Genomic DNA, 22049 nt, shown 5'->3' with positions numbered 1-22049 from the left:
TGGCAAGCTTTTCACATACATATTATCAGGAGGGAAAAAAGATGGCAAAATATACAATCGTTGATAAAGATACTTGTATTGCATGTGGTGCTTGTGGCGCTGCTGCACCAGACATTTATGACTATGATGATGAAGGTATTGCATTTGTAACATTAGACGATAACCAAGGTATCGTTGAAATTCCAGATGTATTAATTGAAGATATGATGGATGCATTCGAAGGCTGTCCAACTGACTCAATTAAAGTTGCTGACGAATCATTCGACGGAGACGCTTTAAAATTTGAATAGTCTTTTATTAACTTCAAAAAATGCCCCTCATATTGATGAGGGGCATTTTTTGTATCTAAATTTTATTTTCCTTAATAAAAAACCATTAGTAGTTCCACACTACTAATGGTTTATATATATTATGCATTTTTCATTTTTGCAAACACCCATACTTTCAGGCGTGAGAATAATGCCACAAATACAATTGTTACAACAATTCCTTTAATTAAATTAAATGGTAAGATTGCCGTTACAACCGTTGTTCTTATAGCTTCGCTAGACATAGCTGGTGAATTTAAAAACCAAGTGTACGCCGGGAATATGATGATGTAGTTTAATACACTCATAATAAGTGCCATTGTAATTGTCCCTAGCATTAACCCTGTCGTTAAACTCTTCACAGTACGATACTTTCTAAATAAGAAAGCTGCTGGTCCAATAAATAAACATCCTGCAATAAAGTTTGCAATTTCTCCAACTGGTACTCCCGTTAAACTTCCTTGAATCCCGTAATGTAAAATGTTCTTTATTGCCTCTACAATCACTCCAGCTACTGGTCCAAAGATAATTGCTGCAATTAGAGCTGGTACATCACTAAAATCAATTTTCAAAAATGGCGGAAGCCCTGGGAACGGGAAATCTAACATCATTAGTAAATATGCAATACTACTTAGCATCGCTACACTCACCATCTGCACCACACTGTTTTTTTGTTTCATCTTTCTCTCTCCTTTTCCATCGATCTTCTCATGGAAAGTGGAAAGGTTCTGCTATGCCTATTTTTTCATAGAACGAAAAAACCCTTTGTGTTTTACACAAAGGGAGAATTTAAGGCACATCAAACAGACGTTCAAATCCATATCTTTTTTGAACGCTTGAACCTCCATCTTCTCCCATCCAGACTGTACTGTCGGCTTTGGAATCACACCAAATCCTGCCTTAACGGCTCGCGGGCTTAGAACAAAATCATAAATAGTTCATCACCGCCGGTCGGGATTTTCACCCTGCCCCGAAGATAGACCGATATTCTATTTTCCCCTTCATTATACAACAACCTCATAACATTGTGAACAAAAAAATTGTAACTTATTTAAAATTAGTTATTTATTTTTCGTAACAATAAATAAATTGCGAGATATTTTACAATACAATCCATATTTTTTATTATTCGGCATTTCTCTTTTGAATTACCTAGTCATATATAATTAAAAGTGATAAGATATTGAATTGTTAAGATAAGAACATTTTCTGAGTTATGGAGGAAATGTCATGAAAAAAGAAAAGAGACATTCTATTCGAGAAGCAATGAAAAAAAACTTAAGAAAAGAATACTTTTACTTAAAAAAAGAATTACTTTTCTACTGCCCAATTGATTTAGGCACATTCTCAAACGAGACATACTATGCTACTTTCGATGAAGATGGCATCAGTATTTATCAGTATGATAAAAAAACAGAAAGTAAATTAAAATTGTGTGAGCGTCATCCGTGGAAAAGTTGGAGTAAAGTGAAGATTGATCACTATTTGACAACTTCTCAATTTATTTTTCAGGGTGAGCGAAATTGGATCTTATCCCTTTTTCAAAAAGGAAAAGAAGCTCAAAGAATTATTGAAGAGCATACATCTTTACAAACAGAAGTTGTTTCCCGCTCTTTCTTAAAAAAACTTCCTGGTTTTCGTTCTAATACACCACTGAATAAATACATCGGTAGCATTTGTTACACTGCACTTATTGCATTTTTATTAAAATGGATGATTCCATTTCAAGCACCACAAATCGCCCTGTATTCTATTTCGATTGGTTGTATGCTTCTTGGCCTACTTTGTTTGACAATCGGTTTAATTGAACCGACTATCGTACTGTTTCGAACAAAAGAGAAAACAAGAACAAAAGTTTTTTACTTATATAGCTATTTAGCTATTTCTGGATTTATATGTGTCTTTATTTTTTGGTAAAAGAAGCCGTCCCAAAATAAATTTTGGGACGGTTTTCTTTTAGATATAAATACTCTAATTCACTCAATACTTCTAGCAGAAGCGCCCATATAATTTCATTTACATTGAACCTTATTTAAGAATATTCAAAGTTTAATTTTTGAGACGTTACCTTTACTTAACATATAATTGTTGATTAGGATAAATTAGCTCTTGCTGCAATCCATTTTTTTCTTTAATTTCCTTAAGTGTCATACTAAATTTCCGTGCAATACTAACTAAAGTATCCCCTTTTTGTACGACATATAATGATGAAGAAACAACTTCATTTCTTTGTTCACTTAAAACAAGCAATGGGTTCATCGCATTCTTTTTCGCCATCGTCCATCTTCCTTGATGAAGTTCTAGATGTAAGTGTGCACCTCGCGATTCTCCCGTGTTCCCTACTTCTCCAATTTTTTCACCTTTTGAAATATAATCTCCTTGACCCACATATCTCTTATTTAAATGTGCATATACAGCCTCATATTCTCCGTGTTTAATAAATACAACATTTCCATAACTACTTGAATAATAAGACTTCGTTACCTTACCATCTTGGATAGCTGCCACAGGCGTTCCAATCGGTGCAGCTACATCAATACCATAGTGTTTTCCATGCCTTGTCCCAAAATAATCACTTATCTGACCTTCAACAGGCCATGTCCATCGATTTTCTTCTGCATAAACATGTAATTGAGATACAAACAGTATACTCAATAACATGACTCCGCATTTTAAAACTTTCATATACATCCTCCGTTTTCTAATTACCACCATACCTTCTCTATTTTGGTATATTACAGAAAAAAGTATACAAAAAAAGAAAGTGAATTACTCCACTTCCTTCTCTTTCTTATCACGAAAAACTAATGCACTACGGTTATACTCCACATCTTTCACTTGTAATCGGGCATTTATTACTCTAGCTACTGCAAATAAATAGTCAGATAATCTATTTACATACTTTAGAACAACTTCATTTATTTCTCCTTCTTTTTGTAAGGACACGATACATCGTTCTGCTCGCCTTACAACTGTACGTGCAATATGAATAGCAGCTGCCGACTCGCTTCCACCTGGTAAAATAAAGCGCTCTAGCGGCGGTGCTTCTTCTATATACAAATCAATCTTTCTTTCTAAGCTTTCAACCATCTCAATTGTCACCTTATAAGGAATTTTTTGTTCCACTATTGCCAAGTCTCCTCCGCAATCAAATAGCTCATGTTGAATATTTTCAAGCTCATTGTAAATATCTCTATAAGTCCCGCCTTGAAGCTTAGTCATTGCATATCCGATATGAGAATTCGCCTCGTCTATTGTTCCATACGCTTCCACACGGATATCATCTTTATCAACCCTACCGCCTATTACACTTGTCGTTCCTTTATCTCCTGTTTTTGTATATAATTTCATTTCTTCACAGCACCTCTCTTGTTATTCTTTATTCGAGCAACATAGAAAAAAGTTCTACCATTCTTTATTTAATTGAGTTTACAAAAAAATAAAAAACAGCAGAACTTTATTCATTATCAACTTTAAAAACACATATCTAAATTATACGATTCGGTAAATATACAGAGAATGTAGTTCCTTCTCCAACAACACTTGAAACAGAAATTTTACCATCATGACCTTGAACAATATTTTTCGCAATCGCAAGCCCGAGTCCTGTTCCACCCTTTTTCCCACGTGTTCTTGCTTTATCAGCTTTATAGAAACGATCAAATAAAAATGGAATATCCTCTTCTGGAATGCCTGCACCCGAATCTTGTACTTCAAAAATGAGGCCATTATTTTTCGAATCAATTACAAGCGTTACATGTCCGCCTGCGTTTGTATGACGTATTGCGTTATCAATTAAATTCGTCAATACTTGCTCCATACGATCTGCATCAAACGGGTATTGTTCAATTGAATCTTTGAAATCAACCGTTAACGCGACCTCTTTATCCTTTGCAATCCCTTGGAATTTACGACCTATTTTTTCAACGAAAGGATGAATATCAACTTCACCTATATGTAACTCTACATTACCACTTTCCATGCGTGCTAAATCTAATAATTCATTTACAAGTTTACCTAAACGAACGGATTCATCATAAATGATTTGAACAAAATCATCAATTTCTTCTTTCGTTTGCACAATATCATCTAAAATCGCTTCACTATACCCTTGCAGCATTACCATTGGTGTACGAAGTTCATGCGATACATTCGCAATAAAGTCTTGACGCATCTTTTCAAGACGGCGTTCTTCCGTCATATCTCGCAGTACCGCTACAGCTCCACGAATTTTCGTTTGATTGTAAAGCGGCGTCATAAGAACTACATAGTTCCCTTTTTGTAAATTAATTTCAACAACTTGTTGTTGTTCACTTTCTACAACAAGATGGAATAGTTCCACAAGTTCAGAAGGTAGTTTTTTACTTAGCTCTATCTCTTTTTCTTCTTGCCAAACTTGTAAGAAATGTTCGGCCGGCGGATTAATTACAACGACTTCACCTTCTTGATTTAACGTAATAACCCCATCTGCCATACTACTTAAAATACTAGCTAACTGTTCTTTTTCTTGCTGCAGTGCATTCATATTAAACTTCAACTGTTTCCCCATTTGATTTAAGGCCGTTGCAAGCTCACCAATCTCGTCCTGAGACACCATAGGAGCTTTCGCATCAAACTTCCCACGCGCCACCTCAAAAGCAACTTCACGCATTTTACGGAGTGGTGCTGTAATTCGAGTAGACAAGAAGAATGCAAAGAACGTTGTTAATATAATCGCAATCCCTGCTGATAAGAATATAAAATCAGTCGTTCTCTCCATGCCTTGTATCGGTACTTGTAAAGATTCGTATACGAACACTGCACTTTGATTTTTTGACTGCACTGGTTTTCCGACAATCATAATATCATTTTCAGTGTTTTTATTCTTTCTACTATTAGAGGCTTTTCTAATGTTATTCTTAATTTCTTTTTTGTCTGTGAAAACAGCCGCTAATTCTTTATCTTCTTTCAAATCATCCATTGTAAGAGTGACTAACCCTTCTTGTTTCGGCGAAGATGATATTTCTTTACCATCTTCTACAATAATGATCCTTGAAAGTGAATCAGAGAATTTGTACGCGATATTCTCAATCGTTTTTACATCGGCACCTTCTTCAATTAACTCTGAAACACTTGTTGCAACTTTTTGAAGCCTATCTTCACTCATATCAACATAATATGTTCTAAAAAACTGTGAAAGTAAAATCGCAACAAATCCAAGCACAAACGAAACGAGAAGTAATATAGTCATCCATAACTTCCCTACTACACTTCTCCAAAGCATCAGTCGTTCACAACCTCAAATTTATAACCTACGCCCCAAACGGTAACAATCATCTTCGCAGCATCTGGTGATTTTTTACTTAACTTCTCACGTAAACGCTTTACATGCGTATCAACTGTACGTAAATCTCCGAAGAATTCATATTGCCATACTTCTTTTAACAATTGCTCACGATCGAATACTTTATCAGGAGCTTTCGCTAAAAATAATAGTAACTCATATTCTTTCGGCGTTAAGTTTACTTCATTACCATCTGCAGTAACACGGTGTGCATCGTTATCAATTGTTAAGTGCGGGAATACAGTAACATCTTTTGTCGTTGTATCTTGTGTAAAGAATGTTGTTGGTACAGCACGACGTAATACCGCTTTCACACGTAGCACGACCTCACGTGGACTAAATGGCTTTACAATATAATCATCTGTTCCAACTTCAAATCCTTGTACTCTATTTACTTCTTCACCTTTTGCTGTCAGCATAATAATTGGTGTCGCTTTCTTCTCACGAACCCCTTTACATACTTCAATGCCATCTTTACCAGGCATCATAAGATCTAATAAGATTAAATCGTAATCATTTTGCAACGCCATTTCTAAAGCTGTATCACCATTATCTGCTTCTTCAATTGTGTATTGTTCTCTTTCTAAGTACATTTTCAATAAACGACGAATACGATCCTCATCATCTACAATTAAAATTCTTGATTCATTTTCCATCTCTACCCGCTGCGTACTCTCACCTCAGCGGTTCACACCTACCCTTCTTTACTATTATGTTGCGCTATTCTCGTTTATTTAAGCAATCTTCTAAATGTTTCACTTCCCATATTATGCTTCACAAGAATAATAAATTTTGTTCAATTTTTTTCCAAAACTATGTATTTTTTTTGAACAGTATATAATGTCCTCGACATCATTTTACAAAATCAACCGCTACTTTGTCATGTTTTTCTCAAAAAAGAAGAAAAGTTGACAAAAATAAAATAGGAAAGTGACATGCACTCTCCTATTTTATTTCTCTATGCATATGAATGTAAACCGGCAATAATTAAGTTTACTACAATAAAGTTAAACATAATAATTGCAAAACCAATTACTGCAAGCCAAGCTGATTTCTCTCCATGCCACCCTTTAGATAATCGTAAATGTAGTACTGCAGCATAAAAGAGCCACGTTATAAGTGCCCAAACCTCTTTCGGATCCCAGCCCCAAAAACGCGTCCACGCTATTTGAGCCCAAATCATTGCAAAAATTAACGCTCCTAATGTGAAAACTGGGAATCCAATTGCAATAGATCGATATCCGATTTCATCTAGTAAATCACTATTCGTATTCTTTACTAACGGCTGAAGTGCCGCCGATACTCGCTTCCGTAAAACAAGCCTTAATACAATATAAAGTAATGTTCCAACTAACACTGACCAAATAACAGTATTTAATTTTTTCGCATTTACAATCGCTGGAACTTCAACTACCGGTTCTAATTTATTTTCTGTCTGTAACTTCCCTTCATGCGGTCCTACTAAAGCTGGAAGATTGTACTTCATTTCCAGTTGTTGTTCATTTTTATCAACCCATTGAAACTTCGCTTCATATTTCATACTAGAAAATACCGTTGTTACTCCAATAAATCCAACTGTACAAACAAGCGTAAACACTACCGTCTCTAGCCAAAATGTCCGTTTACTTCTCGTTGATTGATCTACATTTTTTAATAAATACATGACGCCCGTAATAAAACTAATCGCTAAAATTGCTTGTCCTGCTGCTGCAGTCGTCACGTGAATATGTAACCAATTACTTTTTAAAGATGGAATAAGCGGAGATATTTCCCTCGGAAACATACTTGCATAGGCAATTAATAAAAGCGCAACTGGTAATGCAAATAGTCCAATTATACTTACGCGGTACATAAAATACATTACAATAAATGCTCCTACAAGCATCATGCCGAAAAATGTACCGAATTCAAAAAAGTTACTAACTGGCGCATGCCCTGATGCAATCCACCTTGTAACAAAATATACTGTTTGTGCTATAAACCCTAAAATTGTAATTGTTATTCCTACATTTGCCCATTTATGACCCTTTTCTTTAATGGCTCCACCAAAAAATAGAGTCGCAATTAAATATAAAATAAATGCGGTAAAGAGAAAGTTACTAATTATTTGCACCATATCGTTTCCCCACCTTAACTAATTTTTTTATCGATTACTTTATCATTTGGCTGTGGAATTGCTGTACCTTCTATTACTCTTTCAATATCTTTCTTTAAACCGAACCAATTTTTATTCGTATGCCCTGCAATCCACCATTCATCATTAACACGTTGTATCCAAATACGGCGATGATTCCAATACATACCTTGAATGACACCAACCATAAATATAAATCCTCCAATACCGAGAATCCAAAGCGTTAAATCTTTTCTTACAGTAAGTGCTGTTGCATTTTGCATTTCAACACCCGCAAACGACATTTTATATTTGTTGTTTCCATCAGGTTCTATATTTTGCTGAATACCAACAAAACTCACTTCACCATCTGGTGTTTCAGGTGTAAACATTTTAAATACAAATGCAGGATTGTTCGGTAATTTCGTTTTTGTATTCGGTTTTCCATTCTCATCAAAATAAAAATCAGGAAAATAGCTTAATAGTTCTAGAGAATAACCATTTCCTAAATCATATTTTTCCTTAGGATTCGTTAAATCTACTTTAATCGGTCCCCATTTTTGATTATTTTCTTTATTTTGCAAGTTGAAGGACATACTTTTAAATTCACTTTCTTTATAATCCACTTGATACACTGCAAATTGATCAAATTTCAGTGGTTCATTTACTCGAATTTCCGCTTCTTTTACTTTTTCCAACTTTGGTTTTTGCCCTGCTATATTTTCGCCCACAGCTTTATATAATACAGCATTCGTTTGGAAGTTTTTCGCAATCATTTTATCGCCTACACGATCAATCGCTTCCTCAAAAACTTCCTTGTCCTTACTTTTATCATAAACTTCTTTTATAAATTTCTCGTTTTTTAAGTAGTATTGTCCATCCGTCCCTGGTATTTCTTTCGTTTCACCATCACGTAACCAAAGTGCTTCGTCTACGTACATACTCGGTAAAAAACGAAGCATCGCACCGAATAAAAAGATAATAAGACCGATATGATTTACATATGGACCCCAACGCGAGAAGCGTCCTTTTTCTGCTAAAACGTTTCCGTCTTCCACTTTCACGTTATAGTTTCTTTTCTTTAAATTCTTTTGCACTCTTTCCAGGTCACCATCTTGCGGTGTACCAGTCCCATATAATCTCTGTCTCTTTAAAAAACTAGGATGTCTTTTTACGCCTTGCTTTTTTAAAGCTTTATAAAGTGGAATAACGCGGTCTAAACTACATATCACAAGTGAAATACCGATAGAAGCAATCAAAATCATATACCACCATGAACCGTATAAATTATTAAATCCTAATTGATAGTATAATTGCCCTAAAAATCCGTATTCTTGCTTATAATATTCAGCTGGTGCAATCCCTGGAGTTATGTACATTTCTTGCGGAAAAATAGTTCCTATCGCTGATGCAGCTAAAGTTATTACGATTAGCCATACACCGACTTTTACAGAAGAGAAAAAGCTCCAAATTTTATCGACTATCGTTTTTGTTTGCGTGAGAGATCTCCGTGCACTCCCCTCATAGCGCATATCCAATAGTTTTGCATTTTCATTGCTTTCAAATGGTTTCCCGCAAGCTTCACAAAAAACGGTTCCTATCGGATTAACATGTCCACATTCACATTTAATTTCTTTCAACACTCTCACCGCCCCTGTATCTATATGTACTATTGTATATTCTAACCTCGAGTTACCGCAATACTCAGAATTTTTAAATCAGAGGCACTATAGACACGCACCTCTTATGTAAAGGCTTTCTTTATTACGGAGTAATTTTCTTTAAATACTCTTCTAACTGTTCTTTCGTTTGTTCACCTATAATTTGCTCCACTACTTTTCCATCTTTATCAATCAAAAAGCTTGTCGGTAATGGACCTACTCCATATGTTCCTATAATCTTTTGTCCTTTATCAATAGCAACTGGGAATTTCAAACCATATTGGTTCACAAAGTTCTTTACTGCAATATCCGTTTCATCTGCATCTAACGCTATGATTTCAACGCCTTTTTCTTTATACTTTGGATATAATTCATTCATATAAGGCATTTCTTTTTCACAAGGTTTACACCACGTACCCCAAAAGTTTAAAAATACACCTTTTCCCTTTAAATCTTTTAGTTCAATTTTCTTCCCTTCTAAATCTGTCACAACAAAGTTAGGTGCTTCTTTTCCGATTTGCATTTTCTCTTTATTAGCAAAGAATCCTTGATAAAGGGTAAATCCTACAGCACCACATAAAATGAGTAGAATAATAACGCGAAATAATAAGCGATTTTTCTTCATATTACCTCTCCTCTCCTCGGTAAATGTTATGTATTATCTTCTGTAAATGTTGTATTGAATAAATCACCAGCAGAGCACTCCACTGGTGAATTTTTAACTCTATAGCTTATCTTGGCTTTGTAGAAGCAAGCGCGCGTAATTGTTTCACCTCATGTGGTGTCAATTCTCTCGCATCACCAGGTCGCAGGCTTCCTACTTCTAAGAAAGCATAACGTTCACGTTTTAATTTCACTACTTTACAGTCTAACGCTTCAAACATACGACGTACTTGACGATTACGTCCTTCATGAATTGTTAATTGTACAATAGCCATCTCTTTACGCTTGTCCCAAGAAATAATTTTCACATGTGCTGGTGCTGTTTTACCATCTTCTAATGCAACACCGCGTTCTAACATGCGAATTTTCTCACCTGTTAATGGGCCTTTTATTTTTGCAACATACGTTTTTTCAACTTTATATTTAGGATGCATTAATATATTTGCGAAGTCCCCGTCGTTTGTCATTAATAATACTCCTGACGTATCATAATCTAGACGTCCGATTGGGAATAAACGTTGTGTAATTTCAGGGAAAAAGTCTGTTACAACACTTCTACCTTTATCATCTGATACACTTGAAATTACACCAGTTGGTTTATATAGTAAAAAATAAACAGGTTCTTCTTTTTCAAGAGGGATGTTATTTACTTCTACTTTATCTTGAGGAGTTACTTTTGTTCCTAACTCTTTCACTATTTTTCCGTTAACTTTCACTTTTCCTTGCTGAATTAATTCCTCAGCCTTTCTTCTCGATGCAATACCTGCTTGCGCAATCACTTTTTGTAATCGTTCCATTTCTTTTTTTCACCTCGAATTTATCTTACCTTACATTAGAAAGACTTGGCAACCGCATACGCTTTACGGTTATTCGCTCCATCTCCCTTAAACAACATAGCGATGATATTAAACATATAAAGGTCAAATCATGTTTTTATCCTTTATTATTGTCCATATTTTTCATATTTCTCACAATAAAAGTTCATCATTTTGTCAAAAATACTGCATAAAAAAACCACTATTAAGCTACACCTTAATAGTGGTCGTATACGTATTATACGCGAAATAGCATAAAAAATGAATAGCTTTACTGAAACAATAGGGAAACAAAGACAATCGAGCAAATAATTCCGATTAAATCTGCAAAAAGACCTACTTTTAATGCATCTCCCATTTTTCTAATACCAACAGCTCCGAAGTATACTGTTAAAATATAAAAAGTCGTATCTGTACTCCCTTGCATCGTAGAAGCTAATCTCCCAATGAATGAGTCTGGCCCATATGTAGCAATTAAATCAGTCGTAATACTTAGACCAGCAGAACCTGAAATAGGACGTATTAGTGCTAATGGAACGATTTCTGCTGGAACGTGAATTAAATCTAGCATTGGCTTCATTACTGATATCATTGCATCTAGCGCACCTGACGATCGGAATATAGAAATAGACACAAGCATTCCAACCATAAACGGTAAAATGGAAATTGCAATTTGAATCCCTTCTTTTCCTCCCTCAACGAACGATTCATACGTCGGCACTTTCTTTATCGTGCCATATAAAAGGATAAAACCAATTACACAAGGGATTACCCATAAGGAAATTGTATTTACAATACTCATTTTTTCCGCCCCTTTCTACTCCTTCTTCGGTAAAAATAGCGGTCAATCCAAATTGCTCCAATCATAGAAAGTACTTGTACAATAAATGTTACCCCAACAATTTCAGTAGGATTGGCTGATTCATATGTCATTCGAATTGAAATGACTGTCGTAGGAATTAATGTAATAGCTGATGTATTTAATGCTAGAAACGTCACCATAGAACGGCTCGCCGAATCCTTTCCTCCATTTAACTCTTTTAGTTGTTCCATCGCTTTAATACCAAGAGGGGTTGCTGCATTACCTAGACCAAAAAAGTTTGCCATCATATTTGATAGAATAAATCCCATGGACGGATGATCCTTTGGTATTTCTGGAAACAACCTTTTTACTATCGGCATAAAAAGTGAAACTAATTTTTTTAACAATCCGGCTTCCTCTGCAATTTTCATTAAACCAAGCCAAAATACTAAAACACTAATAAGTCCTATACAAATCGTTACTGCATCTTTTGCTCCGTCAAATACAGCCTTATTCACTTCTTCCATCGTTCCATTTATCATGGCGTATACAATCCCAATGACAGCCATCGCTACCCATACGAGATTAACCATTGTTCCCAACACCTATCATGTAAGAAAAAATTTCTTTCACATTATTCCAGTAAAGTCCCGTTGTAGCTACTAACTTCCGTTTACTATAAAATAAATTCCGTTCTCCAACTTTCTCATTGCCAACATAAACATCTGTCTTTCCAACCTTTACTCCATCCTCAAGCGTTATACTTTTATCCAGTTCAACTTTTAATAATACGTTCTTTCTTTCCTCTTCAGTTAACGGCACGGAAAAACTATTTTTCGTATAAACATGGTTGGCATACTTCTTTTCATTTATTTCAGCAATTGCTCCTTGTCCTAAAACTTTCGTTTGCTTGAAACGTTCAAATCCTTTATCAAATAGATTCATATGATCATCCCAATCACTAGAAGCACTCAAAGTTACGACAATTAAATCTAGTCCATCTTTTGATGCCGTTGTAACAAGCGTTCTTCCTGCTTTCTTCGTAAAGCCTGTTTTTCCTCCTGTTGCAAATTCATAATAAGACGTTACCAACTTATGTTTATTTTTCCACGGGTAATCCCAAGAATCGGATTTATACGTTTTTGTTCCAAAGATTTTTTTAAATGACTCGTTTCCCATTGCATACTTCGTTAATAACGCCATATCGTAAGCCGACGAATAATGTGATCCATCTCCATCTAAACCATGAGGGTTTGAGAAGTGAGTATCTTTCATTCCAATTTCTTTCGCCTTTTCATTCATTAAATATACGAATCCATCTATACTCCCACCCACACTTTCAGCAATTACTTGCGCTGCGTCATTACCAGATCTAAGCATGAGTCCGTATACTAAATCTTCTAACTTCACTTTTTGTCCAGGCTTTAAATAGATTGCTGATCCTTCCACCCTCACCGCTTCATTGCTAACTGACACCATTTCTTTCATCTTCCCTGATTCAGCAGCTAACAAGGCAGTCATAATTTTTGTTATACTAGCAATTTTTTGAGGTTCATGTTCTGCTTTTCCGTATAATACACGACCAGACTGTTGCTCCATTAATACAGCATTTCGAGCACTGACATTGCTGTTCATCTTTGCATATGTAGGAATCGGCATAACGCTTGCGTACATAATAAGAAGCGTAATGATTACACAAATTCGTCTCATATTTCCCCCCACGTCCTTTTGGCACTTTTTGTACAAGTGTATGCTTGGCCTTTTAAAATATGAACGAAATCTTCCTTCTGCTTCCATTAAAAAAGACGCAGAGAATTTGCGTCTAATATGGTGTCCATTCAATTTGTTTCGCAGTTTCAAACCTTTTTTCTACATCAGGCCAATTTACAACATTCCACCAGTTTTTAATATATTCATCTTTTCGATTTTGGTATTGTAAATAATACGCATGTTCCCAGACATCTAGTACAAGGAGTGGTATCGTATCCCATTGTGTAAATAATTGATGAAGTGTACTTTGCAAAATTTCTAACCTTCCAGACCGGGGCACCCAAACGAGAATTGCCCAGCCTGAACCTTCTACTTTAGAGGCCGCTTCTGTAAAATGTTTTTGGAAACGTAAAAAGCTCCCAAAATCTTGTTCGATTTGTTGTGAAAAAGCACCTCTTGGACTCCCACCACCGTCTTTTTTCATGTTATTCCAAAATATCGTGTGTAAGTAATGACCTGACCCATGAAAAGCCGCTTCTCTTTCCCAATGCTTAATTAAATCAAATTGATTTGTTTTTCTCGCTTCTTCCATCATCTTCTCTGCTTTATTTAATCCTTCCACGTAACTCCGATGATGTTTATCATGGTGTAACATCATAATTTCTTTAGAAATATAAGGTTCTAACGCATTATACGGATAAGGTAATGGCGGGAGTGTATGTCCTCCAATTGGAACAGCTCGTTCGCTATCCCCTCTTTCATATAATTCATATTCCTCTTCTTCTTGCATAAATACTTCCTGCAAGTGATGCTGAATATGTTCTACATCATCACTTATTTCATACATAAACTCTGCATCTGTTTCATACTCATGCTCTTTCATACGCTCTAACAACGCCTGAATTTTATAAGCAAGCATATGGACATCATACACTTCCATTGCGCGGCTATCTAATACGTGAAGAACACTTTCACACCAATTTTCTACTTCATGAAAGTAATCTGTAAATACACCTTGCTGATTCATGTTGCACCTCCCTAATGCTATCCACTTAACTATATTCAATGAAAATCCCTTATATAACTGTACAAAAGGAAAAGAAGCTAAGTCACCTTAGCTTCTTTTCCGCAATCAATATTTGTGTAACATCTTTGTCTGATAATCCGTCTCATAATATTCTAGTTCTTCACGCATCAATTGAAATTTACCTTCTAAACTCTTCATCACTTGCCCCAAAGATGCAGGTGGTGTTTGTTGAAAAACGATAGAATTTTTTCCTGTATATGCAGACCGACTATTTTCATACCAATAATCACTCTTTGGTGAAAAAAACTCTGCAATTACTTGATGGTAAATCTTATATAAAATTTTTTCAGCTGCTGTTTTTCGAAATGGCTGACTATTCAACAAAACAAAACATGCATCATGTCCTTCTTCGCAAAAAACGAGAAGTCGTCTCATTGATGCTAATAACCCTTTATAATATTGCTCATTCCCTGCTGGTGTTTCCTCTAATAAAGAAGGCAACGTATGATAATTTACATAATTGGTTATCAAATTAATAGCATCTTCTAAAAATATAGAAACTTGTTCTGTTTGATTTTCAACCATCAAATTAGACATTTTTTCTCTCTCCTTTGCCATTTCACGCTATTTCTACTCTTTTATTTTTATGTAATTCAGCCAATATTTCTTGTACTTTCGACACCGTTCCCTCATCAAAATATTGTTGAAATTCTTCCAGGTTATTTAAATACAAACGTTTTTGCGCACGAAGTTCCCTATCCTTCACTAAACAACATATCGCTACAATATCGCGCAAATATATGTTTTGTTCTTCTACTTTATACACTGGATTTCCTTCAAAAGGAGTAATTTCTTGTAAAACTTCTTCAAAATATCGAACGTATAAAACCGAAAAAGTTTTCTCTTTATCATTTAATATATATGTCACTTCAGATCTGTTAAAAAAATCTTCTGATGTATTAGGTTTCGCCTTTTCTAACTCATATCCTACATAACCTTTTATAATCATATACTCCCCTCCACCTTCTTTCATCTTATTCTAACTTAATTTTCTGATAAACAAAATATTCTTTTAAATATACCTATATAAAAAATAGCTCCCCTATACAGGAATTTACCTTTTTATTTTTCTTGAAGTTTGTCATAATAATATTATTGTCTCAGTTTTCTTATACAAGGAGAGTTGTATTTATGTCGTTTTCATGGAAACGTTTCTTACAAATCGGGAAAATTATCTTCCCATTTGTTGTATTAACAATTGTATTCTTTCAAGCAAAAAAAGAATTAGCGGGCATTTCTTTTTTAGAAGCGATTGATACAATTAAAAACATTCCAACTGGAGGAGTCTTTTTAGCAATTACACTTGGTGCATTCGCTGTATCAACAATGTTCTTTTATGACTATGTTATGCTTCGTTACTTAAAAGCTGATATCCCTGTCCAAAAGATTTTCCGTATCTCGTGGATTGCTAATACTTTAAATGGATTTATCGGGTTTGGTGGTCTAGTTGGAGCTGGCGTACGCACAATGCTTTATCGTCCATACATAAAAGAAAATGGAAAACTTATTAAAAGTATCGCTTGGATGACAACTGCCTTTATTAATGGATTAGCCATTCTTTCATTTCTTGGTCTTATCGGAATATTAGACACGAGATTTATTTTGCATGAAAAACCATGGCTATGGCCTGTTCTTATCTTCTTTGCTCTTTTCGTCCCTATATATATCGGATTTTCTAAATTAAAAAATAGAAAAGCGATGCAAACAGAGGGACAAGAAGAAGAGGAGAAAAACCCAACTGTTTTATACTCATTAGTTTCATTAGTCGAATGGGTATCTGCTGGTATTGTTATGTACGTCATATTACTATTATTTGGCATTGAAATCGAATTCCAAAAGTTTTTAGGCGTATATGTCATTGCTGCTTTAGCTGGTGTCGTTAGTCTTGTTCCTGGTGGTCTTGGATCATTTGATCTTGTCTTCTTAACTGGGCTTGGGCAATACGGCATCGATACAGGTGTTTTGCTTCCTGCTATGTTATTATATCGTCTCGTCTATTACATCTTACCATTCTGCCTTGGTCTCATTTTTGCAGCTTTTGAAATGACAGGAGTAGCCATTAAAAAGTTTGAAGATAAACCCTTTATTGCGCCTGCATTAGAGACAACTGGTGTTATATGGACTTTGCAGCGTGACTTTCTAGGAAAGTTAGGTTCTTGGGCATCTGCTGCTTTAACAGTATTTGCTGGCTTAATGGTTATTTTATCAACTATTCTACCGACAAGTATAAATCGGGCACACGCCTTACATATTCTAGCTCCAAAACATCTTATTCAATTTTCTTTTAGCTTATCGCTAACATTCGGTATTCTCCTCCTCATTCTTTCACGAGGGATATATTACGGAACAAAACGTTCTTATTATATGACGATTGTTTCTTTAATTGGAGCGGCTATTTTTAATACACTAAAAGGAATTGATGTTGAAGAAACTTTTATTTTATTAATCGTACTCGCTGTATTGTATATGCTTCGTAAAAGGTTTGTACGTGAGAAAATGGAAGTCTCACTTTCCGATATCGTAAAAGTTTTTATATTCCTACTTGTAACGTTATATTTATATAAAAACTTAGGTATTTTATTTGCAAGTGCAAAAGAAGCTTTCCAACCTGATTTTGTCGTTCGTAATATTACACAAGTGAAACGAAGTGCATTAGCAGCTGCCTTTTTTGTTCCTACTTTTTTACTAATTGGTTCACTCATTGCAAATCGTTATCGAAATGAATTTCCCGGGCAACCAGCTAATGATAAAAGATTACAAAACTTCTTAGATGAACATGGTGGAAATGTACTTAGTCATTTAGGTTTTTTAGGAGATAAACAGTTCTTTTTCAGTAGTGATGGAAAAGCACTCATTCTCTTCTCAATAACTGGAAAACGACTTATTGTACTAGGTGATCCAATCGGGGACCCTTCCTCCTATCGTACTGTATTGCAAGAGTTTTTAGCTGAGGCTGATCGATTTGGATACATTTGTGTATTCTACCAAATTGAAAGTAAATGGATGAGTTTATATCACGATTTTGGTTATAACTTCTTTAAGCTCGGTGAAGAAGCTGTTGTTGATTTAAATACATTTACAATAACAGGAAAGAAACGCGCTGGCATGCGAGCTACTTTCAACCGTTTTGAAAGAGAAGGCTATACATTCTCTATTCATGAGCCACCTTTCTCAGACGAATTATATGAAGAGTTAAGAAAAGTTTCAGATGCATGGCTTGGTGGAAAAAAAGAGAAAGGTTTTTCACTCGGATACTTCGATCATGAATATATTAGTCGCGCTCCCATTGCAACATTATCTGATGCGGATGGAAAAATTATTGCATTCACAACATTCATGCCCGTATATCAAAACGGATCATTATCTGTCGATTTAATGCGATATTATCCAGATGCGCCTAGCGGCATTATGGACGCAATTTTCATCCACTTATTCCAATGGGCAAAAGAAAATGAATACCACTCCTTTAATATTGGTATGGCACCACTTTCAAATGTTGGTTTATCCACACAGTCTTTCTGGTCTGAACGAGTGGCTGCTGCAATCTTTAATAACGTTCGTTATACGTATAGTTTCAGTGGATTACGACATTTTAAAGAAAAATATAAACCAGCATGGAGCGGTAAATATTTAGCATTTAGGAAGAATCATTCTTTACCAATTACAATGCTCTCTGTAACAAAATTAATAGGAAAAAGAAAAAACAGCTAAATTCTTAGCTGTTTTTTCTTTTTTGAACTTGTACAATAAATTCTTTTTCATATTTCTTACCATTTATATAGAAATTCCCCCACATTTTATACGTACCCTCGGCAGGAAATGTAATACGGTATTGTAATTGTTCATCCGTATCCACAGGCATAGCGTATAAAAAGTTCTCCTTCGTTTCATCCACGATATAGAGTGACTCTACTTCTCCTCTCTCTGAATGTAATTTCAATTTTTCACCCTTTTTCGCTTGAAACTGAAATGTTAACGTAACTGGTTCATTCGGATGTAATGCGCCAAATAAAAGAGAAACTTCATACTCCCCTATTTTTTTTGTAAGTACACTGTCGATTGGAAATTTCACTTTTTTCTTATTGTTCTCCTCTTTCGTTCTACCAAAATCTTTCCTAGCGAATGACTCTACGGACTTATTTTTATCTTCGTATAAAAATATCGTATATTCTTCATCTTTCGCTATTTTGGAAGATAACTTATATGACCCGTTCCCTGCAAATGTAGGTTTAATTTGTTGTATGTGTTTTAACTGTCCATCTACAATCACTGCCCGTATTTGATCATTTACACCACGAATTTCATTATTCTTTTTGTTTAACAACTGAAATACAATATCTACTTTCTCATTTCCCTTTCCATTTGACACATCCCACTTTACTTCCTGAACATCTCCTACAGTCTCTTCGTTTTCTTGATATTTTTTTATGTAAAATCCTCCTGCCACAATAAGTACTAACGCAATAAGCCCAATGACAAGATTTTTCAAAACATCACCTACCATTTTTATTGTCTCTGTTCACATAAAACTTCTTAAGCTATATATTCTAGATTATGATTTATGAAATCCTCCTATTTTGCACATATTACAAATAATAAAAAGATTTTAATTGAAAGGATTCGTAGTGTATAATGCAAATGATATTGATTTCTATCAATACATTATAAGGAGGACTTTTCATGAGTGTACATATCGAAGCAAAACAAGGCGAAATCGCTGAATCTATTCTATTACCAGGTGATCCATTACGTGCAAAATATATCGCTGAAACATTTCTAGAGGATGTTACTTGCTATAATAACGTACGTGGTATGTTAGGTTTTACTGGAACTTATAAAGGAAAACGTGTATCTGTTCAAGGTACAGGTATGGGTGTTCCTTCTATTTCTATTTATGTAAACGAATTAATCCAAAGCTACGGAGTTAAAAATTTAATTCGCGTTGGCACTTGCGGTGCAATTCAAAAAGATGTAAAAGTTCGTGATGTTATTATCGCAATGACGGCTTGTACTGATTCTAATATGAACCGTTTAACATTCCCAGGATTTGATTTCGCACCAGCTGCAAACTTTGATCTTTTAAAGAAAGCTTACGATGCTGGAACTGAAAAAGGATTACACGTTCGTGTCGGTAACGTCTTAACAGCAGATGTGTTTTATCGCGAAAGCATGGACATGGTTAAAAAACTTGGAGATTACGGTGTATTAGCAGTAGAAATGGAAACAACTGCTCTTTATACATTAGCAGCGAAATACGGCGTAAATGCATTATCTGTATTAACAGTTAGCGATCACATCTTCACTGGCGAAGAAACAACATCTGAAGAGCGTCAAACTACATTTAACGAAATGATTGAAATCGCTTTAGATGCAGCAATTCAACAATAATACACTAAAGAACTTGTCATACGTCTGGCGAGTTCTTTTTATGTGACTTTTTATAAATAACTATTTTATAAAGAGACAGATTTCTCCCCTCTACTTTATTGTAACGTTTGTTATAATAAAGTGAAACTTTAATCAGTGGTTTTTTTCCATCCCCCACTGATTATTAGTTGAACCAATCAGGCTTTTACGGACAGTTGATCTCCCACCTACTAACTCCCTTGTATTCGCCGAATTTTGAAGTGGAAGTCTTATTGCCCGAGCGGGATAAAGAAATCATTTACAGTATTTCTCATAAGAGGTGACGCAGTGAAAAACAGAAGTATCGTCTTTAAACTATTTTTATTAACATCAACTTTATTTACAATAATATTCCTACTTTTTTTCCTAGGACAATCTCTATTTTTAGAGAAATTTTATATTAATAAAAAAGTAAAAACAGTTCAAACTGCTTTTGAAAAATTCGTAGATAATTATGACAAAAGTGATAAAAGTTATGAGAAAGTTAGAAAACTAAAACAAGAATTTCATGATAAAACAAATGCCGATATGCAGTTTTTGGATTCTAACGGTATTATTAAAAGTGATAACAATTACTATATCGATGTATTTAATCCCAACAATAATAAACAGTATTCCATTCCACTCAATAACCTTTTAACACCAGAAGAATATAATAAATTCGAAAATTTAGGTTTAAAAAAAGATGTAATAATTAATGTTGATGGAGTCGTACAAGAGAATAATATTATTACACCACAAAAATTAGGAACGAATTATAATCAATGGCAAAACGAACATTTCTATTCGGATTTTCAGTCAATTAATGGTAATCCTTCTAAGAATAGACTTGCAAGCCGATACAAATCTACAACTCGTATCGTCTTTACAGGTGTTATAACTAAGTTACAGCTCCCATCAAAAGCTGAGGTTCGTCTTGCAAATGATATTGAAACATTACAAGCCGTTCAATATTTTGCAGATATTATTAGAGATGGCACTTCTAACTCGAACCAATTAAACACTTTCATATTAGATGGCGGCGAAAATATAAAAAATAGTATCTTTGTAAAGCCGATTATAGAAAACGGAAAGATTACAGAATATGCTTTTGCGATAGCGTCTTTACAACCCGTTAATGAAGCGATGCTAGTTTTAAAAGACTATTATGTTTATGCCTTAATCATCGTGTTTCTCGTTATTATTTTGTTATCCTTCTACTACTCAAAAATCATTGTTAAGCCATTAATTAAAATGAATCGTGTTACAAAAAAAATGGCTAATTTTGATTTCAGCGAGAAATTACCTGTTACAGCCGACGATGAAATTGGTGGGCTTTCCGGCAGTATCAATACATTATCTGTAAATTTAAAAGATCGAATCGATCGATTAAATGTTGCCAATACAAAGTTACAACAAGACATTGAACGTGAACGTCAATTAGAGAAAACAAGAAAAGAATTCATTTCTGGCGTATCACACGAATTAAAAACACCACTGAGTGTAATTAGAAGTTTTGCAGAAGGTATTAAAGATGGTGTTAGTAAGGATACTTCGTATTATACTGATGTTATTTTAGAAGAAACAGAAAATATGAACAGGCTGATTGTTGAAATGTTAGAATTAGCAAAGTTAGAATCTGGTACTTACAAACTAGATATGACGACGTTCTCAATTGGTGAATTAACGCAACAAGTCTATACAAAATTATTATTTAGCATGGAAGAAAAGCATCTACAAGTGAACGTCGATGCAGACCCTTCTATACTTGTTAAAGCAAATCGTAGCCGTATTGAGCAAGTAGTTGTGAACTTACTAAGTAATGCCATCCGCTATACGCCGGATGGAGAAAAAATACAAGTCTCCATTATAGAAGCAGAAGATACCGTAAAAATCGAAATCGAAAATACAGGAAACCCTATCCCTGAAGAAAGTCTTGAAAAAATTTGGGATCGCTTCTATCGCCTAGATGCATCACGTAGCCGTCACACCGGAGGTACCGGTCTCGGATTATCTATTGTAAAAAACATTTTAGACCTCCATCATGCCGAGTACGGTGTGTATAATACGACTAACAGTGTTGTATTCTATTTCAATTTACAAAAAGTAAAAGAAGTCAAATAATTTGTCTTAATTTCACTAGGAGTTCACATGAAATTCACACTCTCCCTTTATAGTAAGA

Annotated in this window: 21 protein-coding genes and 1 riboswitch; of the genes, 5 read left to right on the top strand and 16 right to left on the bottom strand. The window is 34.8% G+C overall.

Annotated features, from left to right (window positions below; translation table 11 throughout):
- Positions 1-41 precede the first annotated feature (41 nt).
- Complete coding sequence (locus DOS87_RS07620; protein ID WP_001151993.1) at positions 42-290, top strand: ferredoxin; 249 nt, start codon at positions 42-44, stop codon at positions 288-290.
- A gap of 119 nt (positions 291-409) precedes the next feature.
- Here DOS87_RS07620 and DOS87_RS07615 read toward each other — a convergent pair whose 3' ends face one another.
- Positions 410-988: an ECF transporter S component gene (locus DOS87_RS07615; RefSeq protein WP_000810856.1), complete on the bottom strand. Its 579-nt coding sequence runs from the start codon at positions 986-988 to the stop codon at positions 410-412.
- Between the two features lie 162 nt (positions 989-1150).
- A riboswitch (FMN riboswitch) is annotated at positions 1151-1290 on the bottom strand.
- Between the two features lie 248 nt (positions 1291-1538).
- Between DOS87_RS07615 and DOS87_RS07610 the strand changes: the two genes are divergently transcribed.
- Entirely contained in the window at positions 1539-2225 is a 687-nt protein-coding gene (locus tag DOS87_RS07610; protein ID WP_000711799.1) for a hypothetical protein, read from the top strand.
- 153 nt (positions 2226-2378) lie between these two features.
- Here DOS87_RS07610 and DOS87_RS07605 read toward each other — a convergent pair whose 3' ends face one another.
- From DOS87_RS07605 to DOS87_RS07540, 14 genes are all read right to left on the bottom strand, one after another.
- Positions 2379-2993, bottom strand: a complete 615-nt coding sequence (locus DOS87_RS07605) for a peptidoglycan DD-metalloendopeptidase family protein (protein WP_000866113.1) — start codon at positions 2991-2993, stop codon at positions 2379-2381.
- An 84-nt stretch (positions 2994-3077) separates the two neighbouring features.
- A complete protein-coding gene (locus DOS87_RS07600) occupies positions 3078-3659 on the bottom strand; it encodes a cob(I)yrinic acid a,c-diamide adenosyltransferase (RefSeq protein ID WP_000781274.1) in 582 nt (193 codons plus the stop codon).
- Positions 3660-3795: 136 nt separating this feature from the next.
- Positions 3796-5571 carry a sensor histidine kinase ResE gene (gene resE, locus DOS87_RS07595; protein WP_000964692.1) on the bottom strand — a complete coding sequence of 592 codons (1776 nt, stop codon included), beginning with the start codon at positions 5569-5571 and terminating at the stop codon, positions 3796-3798.
- Positions 5571-6287: a DNA-binding response regulator ResD gene (gene resD, locus DOS87_RS07590; RefSeq protein ID WP_000426861.1), complete on the bottom strand. Its 717-nt coding sequence runs from the start codon at positions 6285-6287 to the stop codon at positions 5571-5573. The genes resE and resD overlap by 1 nt, the downstream gene beginning before the upstream one ends.
- Positions 6288-6589: 302 nt before the next feature.
- Positions 6590-7747 (bottom strand): c-type cytochrome biogenesis protein CcsB, encoded by a 1158-nt coding sequence (gene resC, locus DOS87_RS07585; protein ID WP_208730232.1) that lies wholly within the window; start codon positions 7745-7747, stop codon positions 6590-6592.
- A 14-nt stretch (positions 7748-7761) separates the two neighbouring features.
- A complete protein-coding gene (gene resB / locus DOS87_RS07580; RefSeq protein WP_000910521.1) occupies positions 7762-9387 on the bottom strand; it encodes a cytochrome c biogenesis protein ResB in 1626 nt (541 codons plus the stop codon).
- Positions 9388-9508: 121 nt separating this feature from the next.
- Positions 9509-10030 carry a thiol-disulfide oxidoreductase ResA gene (gene resA, locus DOS87_RS07575; protein WP_000742193.1) on the bottom strand — a complete coding sequence of 174 codons (522 nt, stop codon included), beginning with the start codon at positions 10028-10030 and terminating at the stop codon, positions 9509-9511.
- 106 nt (positions 10031-10136) lie between these two features.
- Entirely contained in the window at positions 10137-10865 is a 729-nt protein-coding gene (rluB, locus tag DOS87_RS07570) for a 23S rRNA pseudouridine(2605) synthase RluB (protein WP_000440553.1), read from the bottom strand.
- A gap of 289 nt (positions 10866-11154) precedes the next feature.
- Complete coding sequence (gene spmB / locus DOS87_RS07565) at positions 11155-11685, bottom strand: spore maturation protein SpmB (RefSeq protein WP_000029514.1); 531 nt, start codon at positions 11683-11685, stop codon at positions 11155-11157.
- On the bottom strand, positions 11682-12278 hold the full coding sequence (gene spmA, locus DOS87_RS07560; RefSeq protein WP_208730231.1) for a nucleoside recognition domain-containing protein: 597 nt from the start codon (positions 12276-12278) through the stop codon (positions 11682-11684). The genes spmB and spmA overlap by 4 nt, the downstream gene beginning before the upstream one ends.
- The gene (locus DOS87_RS07555) at positions 12271-13395 is read right to left on the bottom strand and encodes a D-alanyl-D-alanine carboxypeptidase family protein (protein ID WP_001252627.1); all 1125 of its coding nucleotides are present in this window, start codon (positions 13393-13395) and stop codon (positions 12271-12273) included. The genes spmA and DOS87_RS07555 overlap by 8 nt, the downstream gene beginning before the upstream one ends.
- 112 nt (positions 13396-13507) lie before the next feature.
- Positions 13508-14422 carry a superoxide dismutase gene (locus tag DOS87_RS07550; RefSeq protein WP_001075736.1) on the bottom strand — a complete coding sequence of 305 codons (915 nt, stop codon included), beginning with the start codon at positions 14420-14422 and terminating at the stop codon, positions 13508-13510.
- 105 nt (positions 14423-14527) lie between these two features.
- Positions 14528-15019, bottom strand: a complete 492-nt coding sequence (locus DOS87_RS07545; RefSeq protein WP_000067555.1) for a YpuI family protein — start codon at positions 15017-15019, stop codon at positions 14528-14530.
- Positions 15020-15041: 22 nt separating this feature from the next.
- Positions 15042-15431, bottom strand: coding sequence for a hypothetical protein (locus DOS87_RS07540; protein ID WP_000584359.1), 390 nt, complete (start codon positions 15429-15431; stop codon positions 15042-15044).
- Positions 15432-15613: 182 nt separating this feature from the next.
- Here DOS87_RS07540 and mprF point away from each other — a divergent pair, with 182 nt between their 5' ends.
- Positions 15614-18193 carry a bifunctional lysylphosphatidylglycerol flippase/synthetase MprF gene (mprF, locus tag DOS87_RS07535; RefSeq protein ID WP_098424900.1) on the top strand — a complete coding sequence of 860 codons (2580 nt, stop codon included), beginning with the start codon at positions 15614-15616 and terminating at the stop codon, positions 18191-18193.
- Between the two features lie 4 nt (positions 18194-18197).
- Here mprF and DOS87_RS07530 read toward each other — a convergent pair whose 3' ends face one another.
- Positions 18198-18986, bottom strand: a complete 789-nt coding sequence (locus DOS87_RS07530; RefSeq protein WP_000232602.1) for a hypothetical protein — start codon at positions 18984-18986, stop codon at positions 18198-18200.
- A gap of 176 nt (positions 18987-19162) precedes the next feature.
- Between DOS87_RS07530 and deoD the strand changes: the two genes are divergently transcribed.
- The gene (deoD, locus tag DOS87_RS07525; protein ID WP_000110707.1) at positions 19163-19870 is read left to right on the top strand and encodes a purine-nucleoside phosphorylase; all 708 of its coding nucleotides are present in this window, start codon (positions 19163-19165) and stop codon (positions 19868-19870) included.
- A gap of 306 nt (positions 19871-20176) precedes the next feature.
- On the top strand, positions 20177-21991 hold the full coding sequence (locus DOS87_RS07520) for a sensor histidine kinase (RefSeq protein ID WP_000797506.1): 1815 nt from the start codon (positions 20177-20179) through the stop codon (positions 21989-21991).
- Positions 21992-22049: the final 58 nt, after the last annotated feature.

The organism is Bacillus sp. CR71, assembly GCF_003429245.1.
GTDB lineage: Bacteria > Bacillota > Bacilli > Bacillales > Bacillaceae_G > Bacillus_A > Bacillus_A thuringiensis_S.
This window is presented reverse-complemented; position numbering and strand designations above follow the sequence as displayed.

What these genes read in the sequence shown, in the direction of transcription:
- DOS87_RS07620 (WP_001151993.1), top strand. Translation starts at nt 42, where the DNA reads ATGGCAAAATATACAATCGTTGATAAAGATACTTGTATTGCATGTGGT.
- DOS87_RS07615 (WP_000810856.1), bottom strand. Translation starts at nt 988, where the DNA reads ATGAAACAAAAAAACAGTGTGGTGCAGATGGTGAGTGTAGCGATGCTA.
- DOS87_RS07610 (WP_000711799.1), top strand. Translation starts at nt 1,539, where the DNA reads ATGAAAAAAGAAAAGAGACATTCTATTCGAGAAGCAATGAAAAAAAAC.
- DOS87_RS07605 (WP_000866113.1), bottom strand. Translation starts at nt 2,993, where the DNA reads ATGAAAGTTTTAAAATGCGGAGTCATGTTATTGAGTATACTGTTTGTA.
- DOS87_RS07600 (WP_000781274.1), bottom strand. Translation starts at nt 3,659, where the DNA reads ATGAAATTATATACAAAAACAGGAGATAAAGGAACGACAAGTGTAATA.
- resE (WP_000964692.1), bottom strand. Translation starts at nt 5,571, where the DNA reads ATGCTTTGGAGAAGTGTAGTAGGGAAGTTATGGATGACTATATTACTT.
- resD (WP_000426861.1), bottom strand. Translation starts at nt 6,287, where the DNA reads ATGGAAAATGAATCAAGAATTTTAATTGTAGATGATGAGGATCGTATT.
- resC (WP_208730232.1), bottom strand. Translation starts at nt 7,747, where the DNA reads ATGGTGCAAATAATTAGTAACTTTCTCTTTACCGCATTTATTTTATAT.
- resA (WP_000742193.1), bottom strand. Translation starts at nt 10,030, where the DNA reads ATGAAGAAAAATCGCTTATTATTTCGCGTTATTATTCTACTCATTTTA.
- rluB (WP_000440553.1), bottom strand. Translation starts at nt 10,865, where the DNA reads ATGGAACGATTACAAAAAGTGATTGCGCAAGCAGGTATTGCATCGAGA.
- spmB (WP_000029514.1), bottom strand. Translation starts at nt 11,685, where the DNA reads ATGAGTATTGTAAATACAATTTCCTTATGGGTAATCCCTTGTGTAATT.
- spmA (WP_208730231.1), bottom strand. Translation starts at nt 12,278, where the DNA reads ATGGTTAATCTCGTATGGGTAGCGATGGCTGTCATTGGGATTGTATAC.
- DOS87_RS07555 (WP_001252627.1), bottom strand. Translation starts at nt 13,395, where the DNA reads ATGAGACGAATTTGTGTAATCATTACGCTTCTTATTATGTACGCAAGC.
- DOS87_RS07550 (WP_001075736.1), bottom strand. Translation starts at nt 14,422, where the DNA reads ATGAATCAGCAAGGTGTATTTACAGATTACTTTCATGAAGTAGAAAAT.
- DOS87_RS07545 (WP_000067555.1), bottom strand. Translation starts at nt 15,019, where the DNA reads ATGTCTAATTTGATGGTTGAAAATCAAACAGAACAAGTTTCTATATTT.
- DOS87_RS07540 (WP_000584359.1), bottom strand. Translation starts at nt 15,431, where the DNA reads ATGATTATAAAAGGTTATGTAGGATATGAGTTAGAAAAGGCGAAACCT.
- mprF (WP_098424900.1), top strand. Translation starts at nt 15,614, where the DNA reads ATGTCGTTTTCATGGAAACGTTTCTTACAAATCGGGAAAATTATCTTC.
- DOS87_RS07530 (WP_000232602.1), bottom strand. Translation starts at nt 18,986, where the DNA reads ATGGTAGGTGATGTTTTGAAAAATCTTGTCATTGGGCTTATTGCGTTA.
- deoD (WP_000110707.1), top strand. Translation starts at nt 19,163, where the DNA reads ATGAGTGTACATATCGAAGCAAAACAAGGCGAAATCGCTGAATCTATT.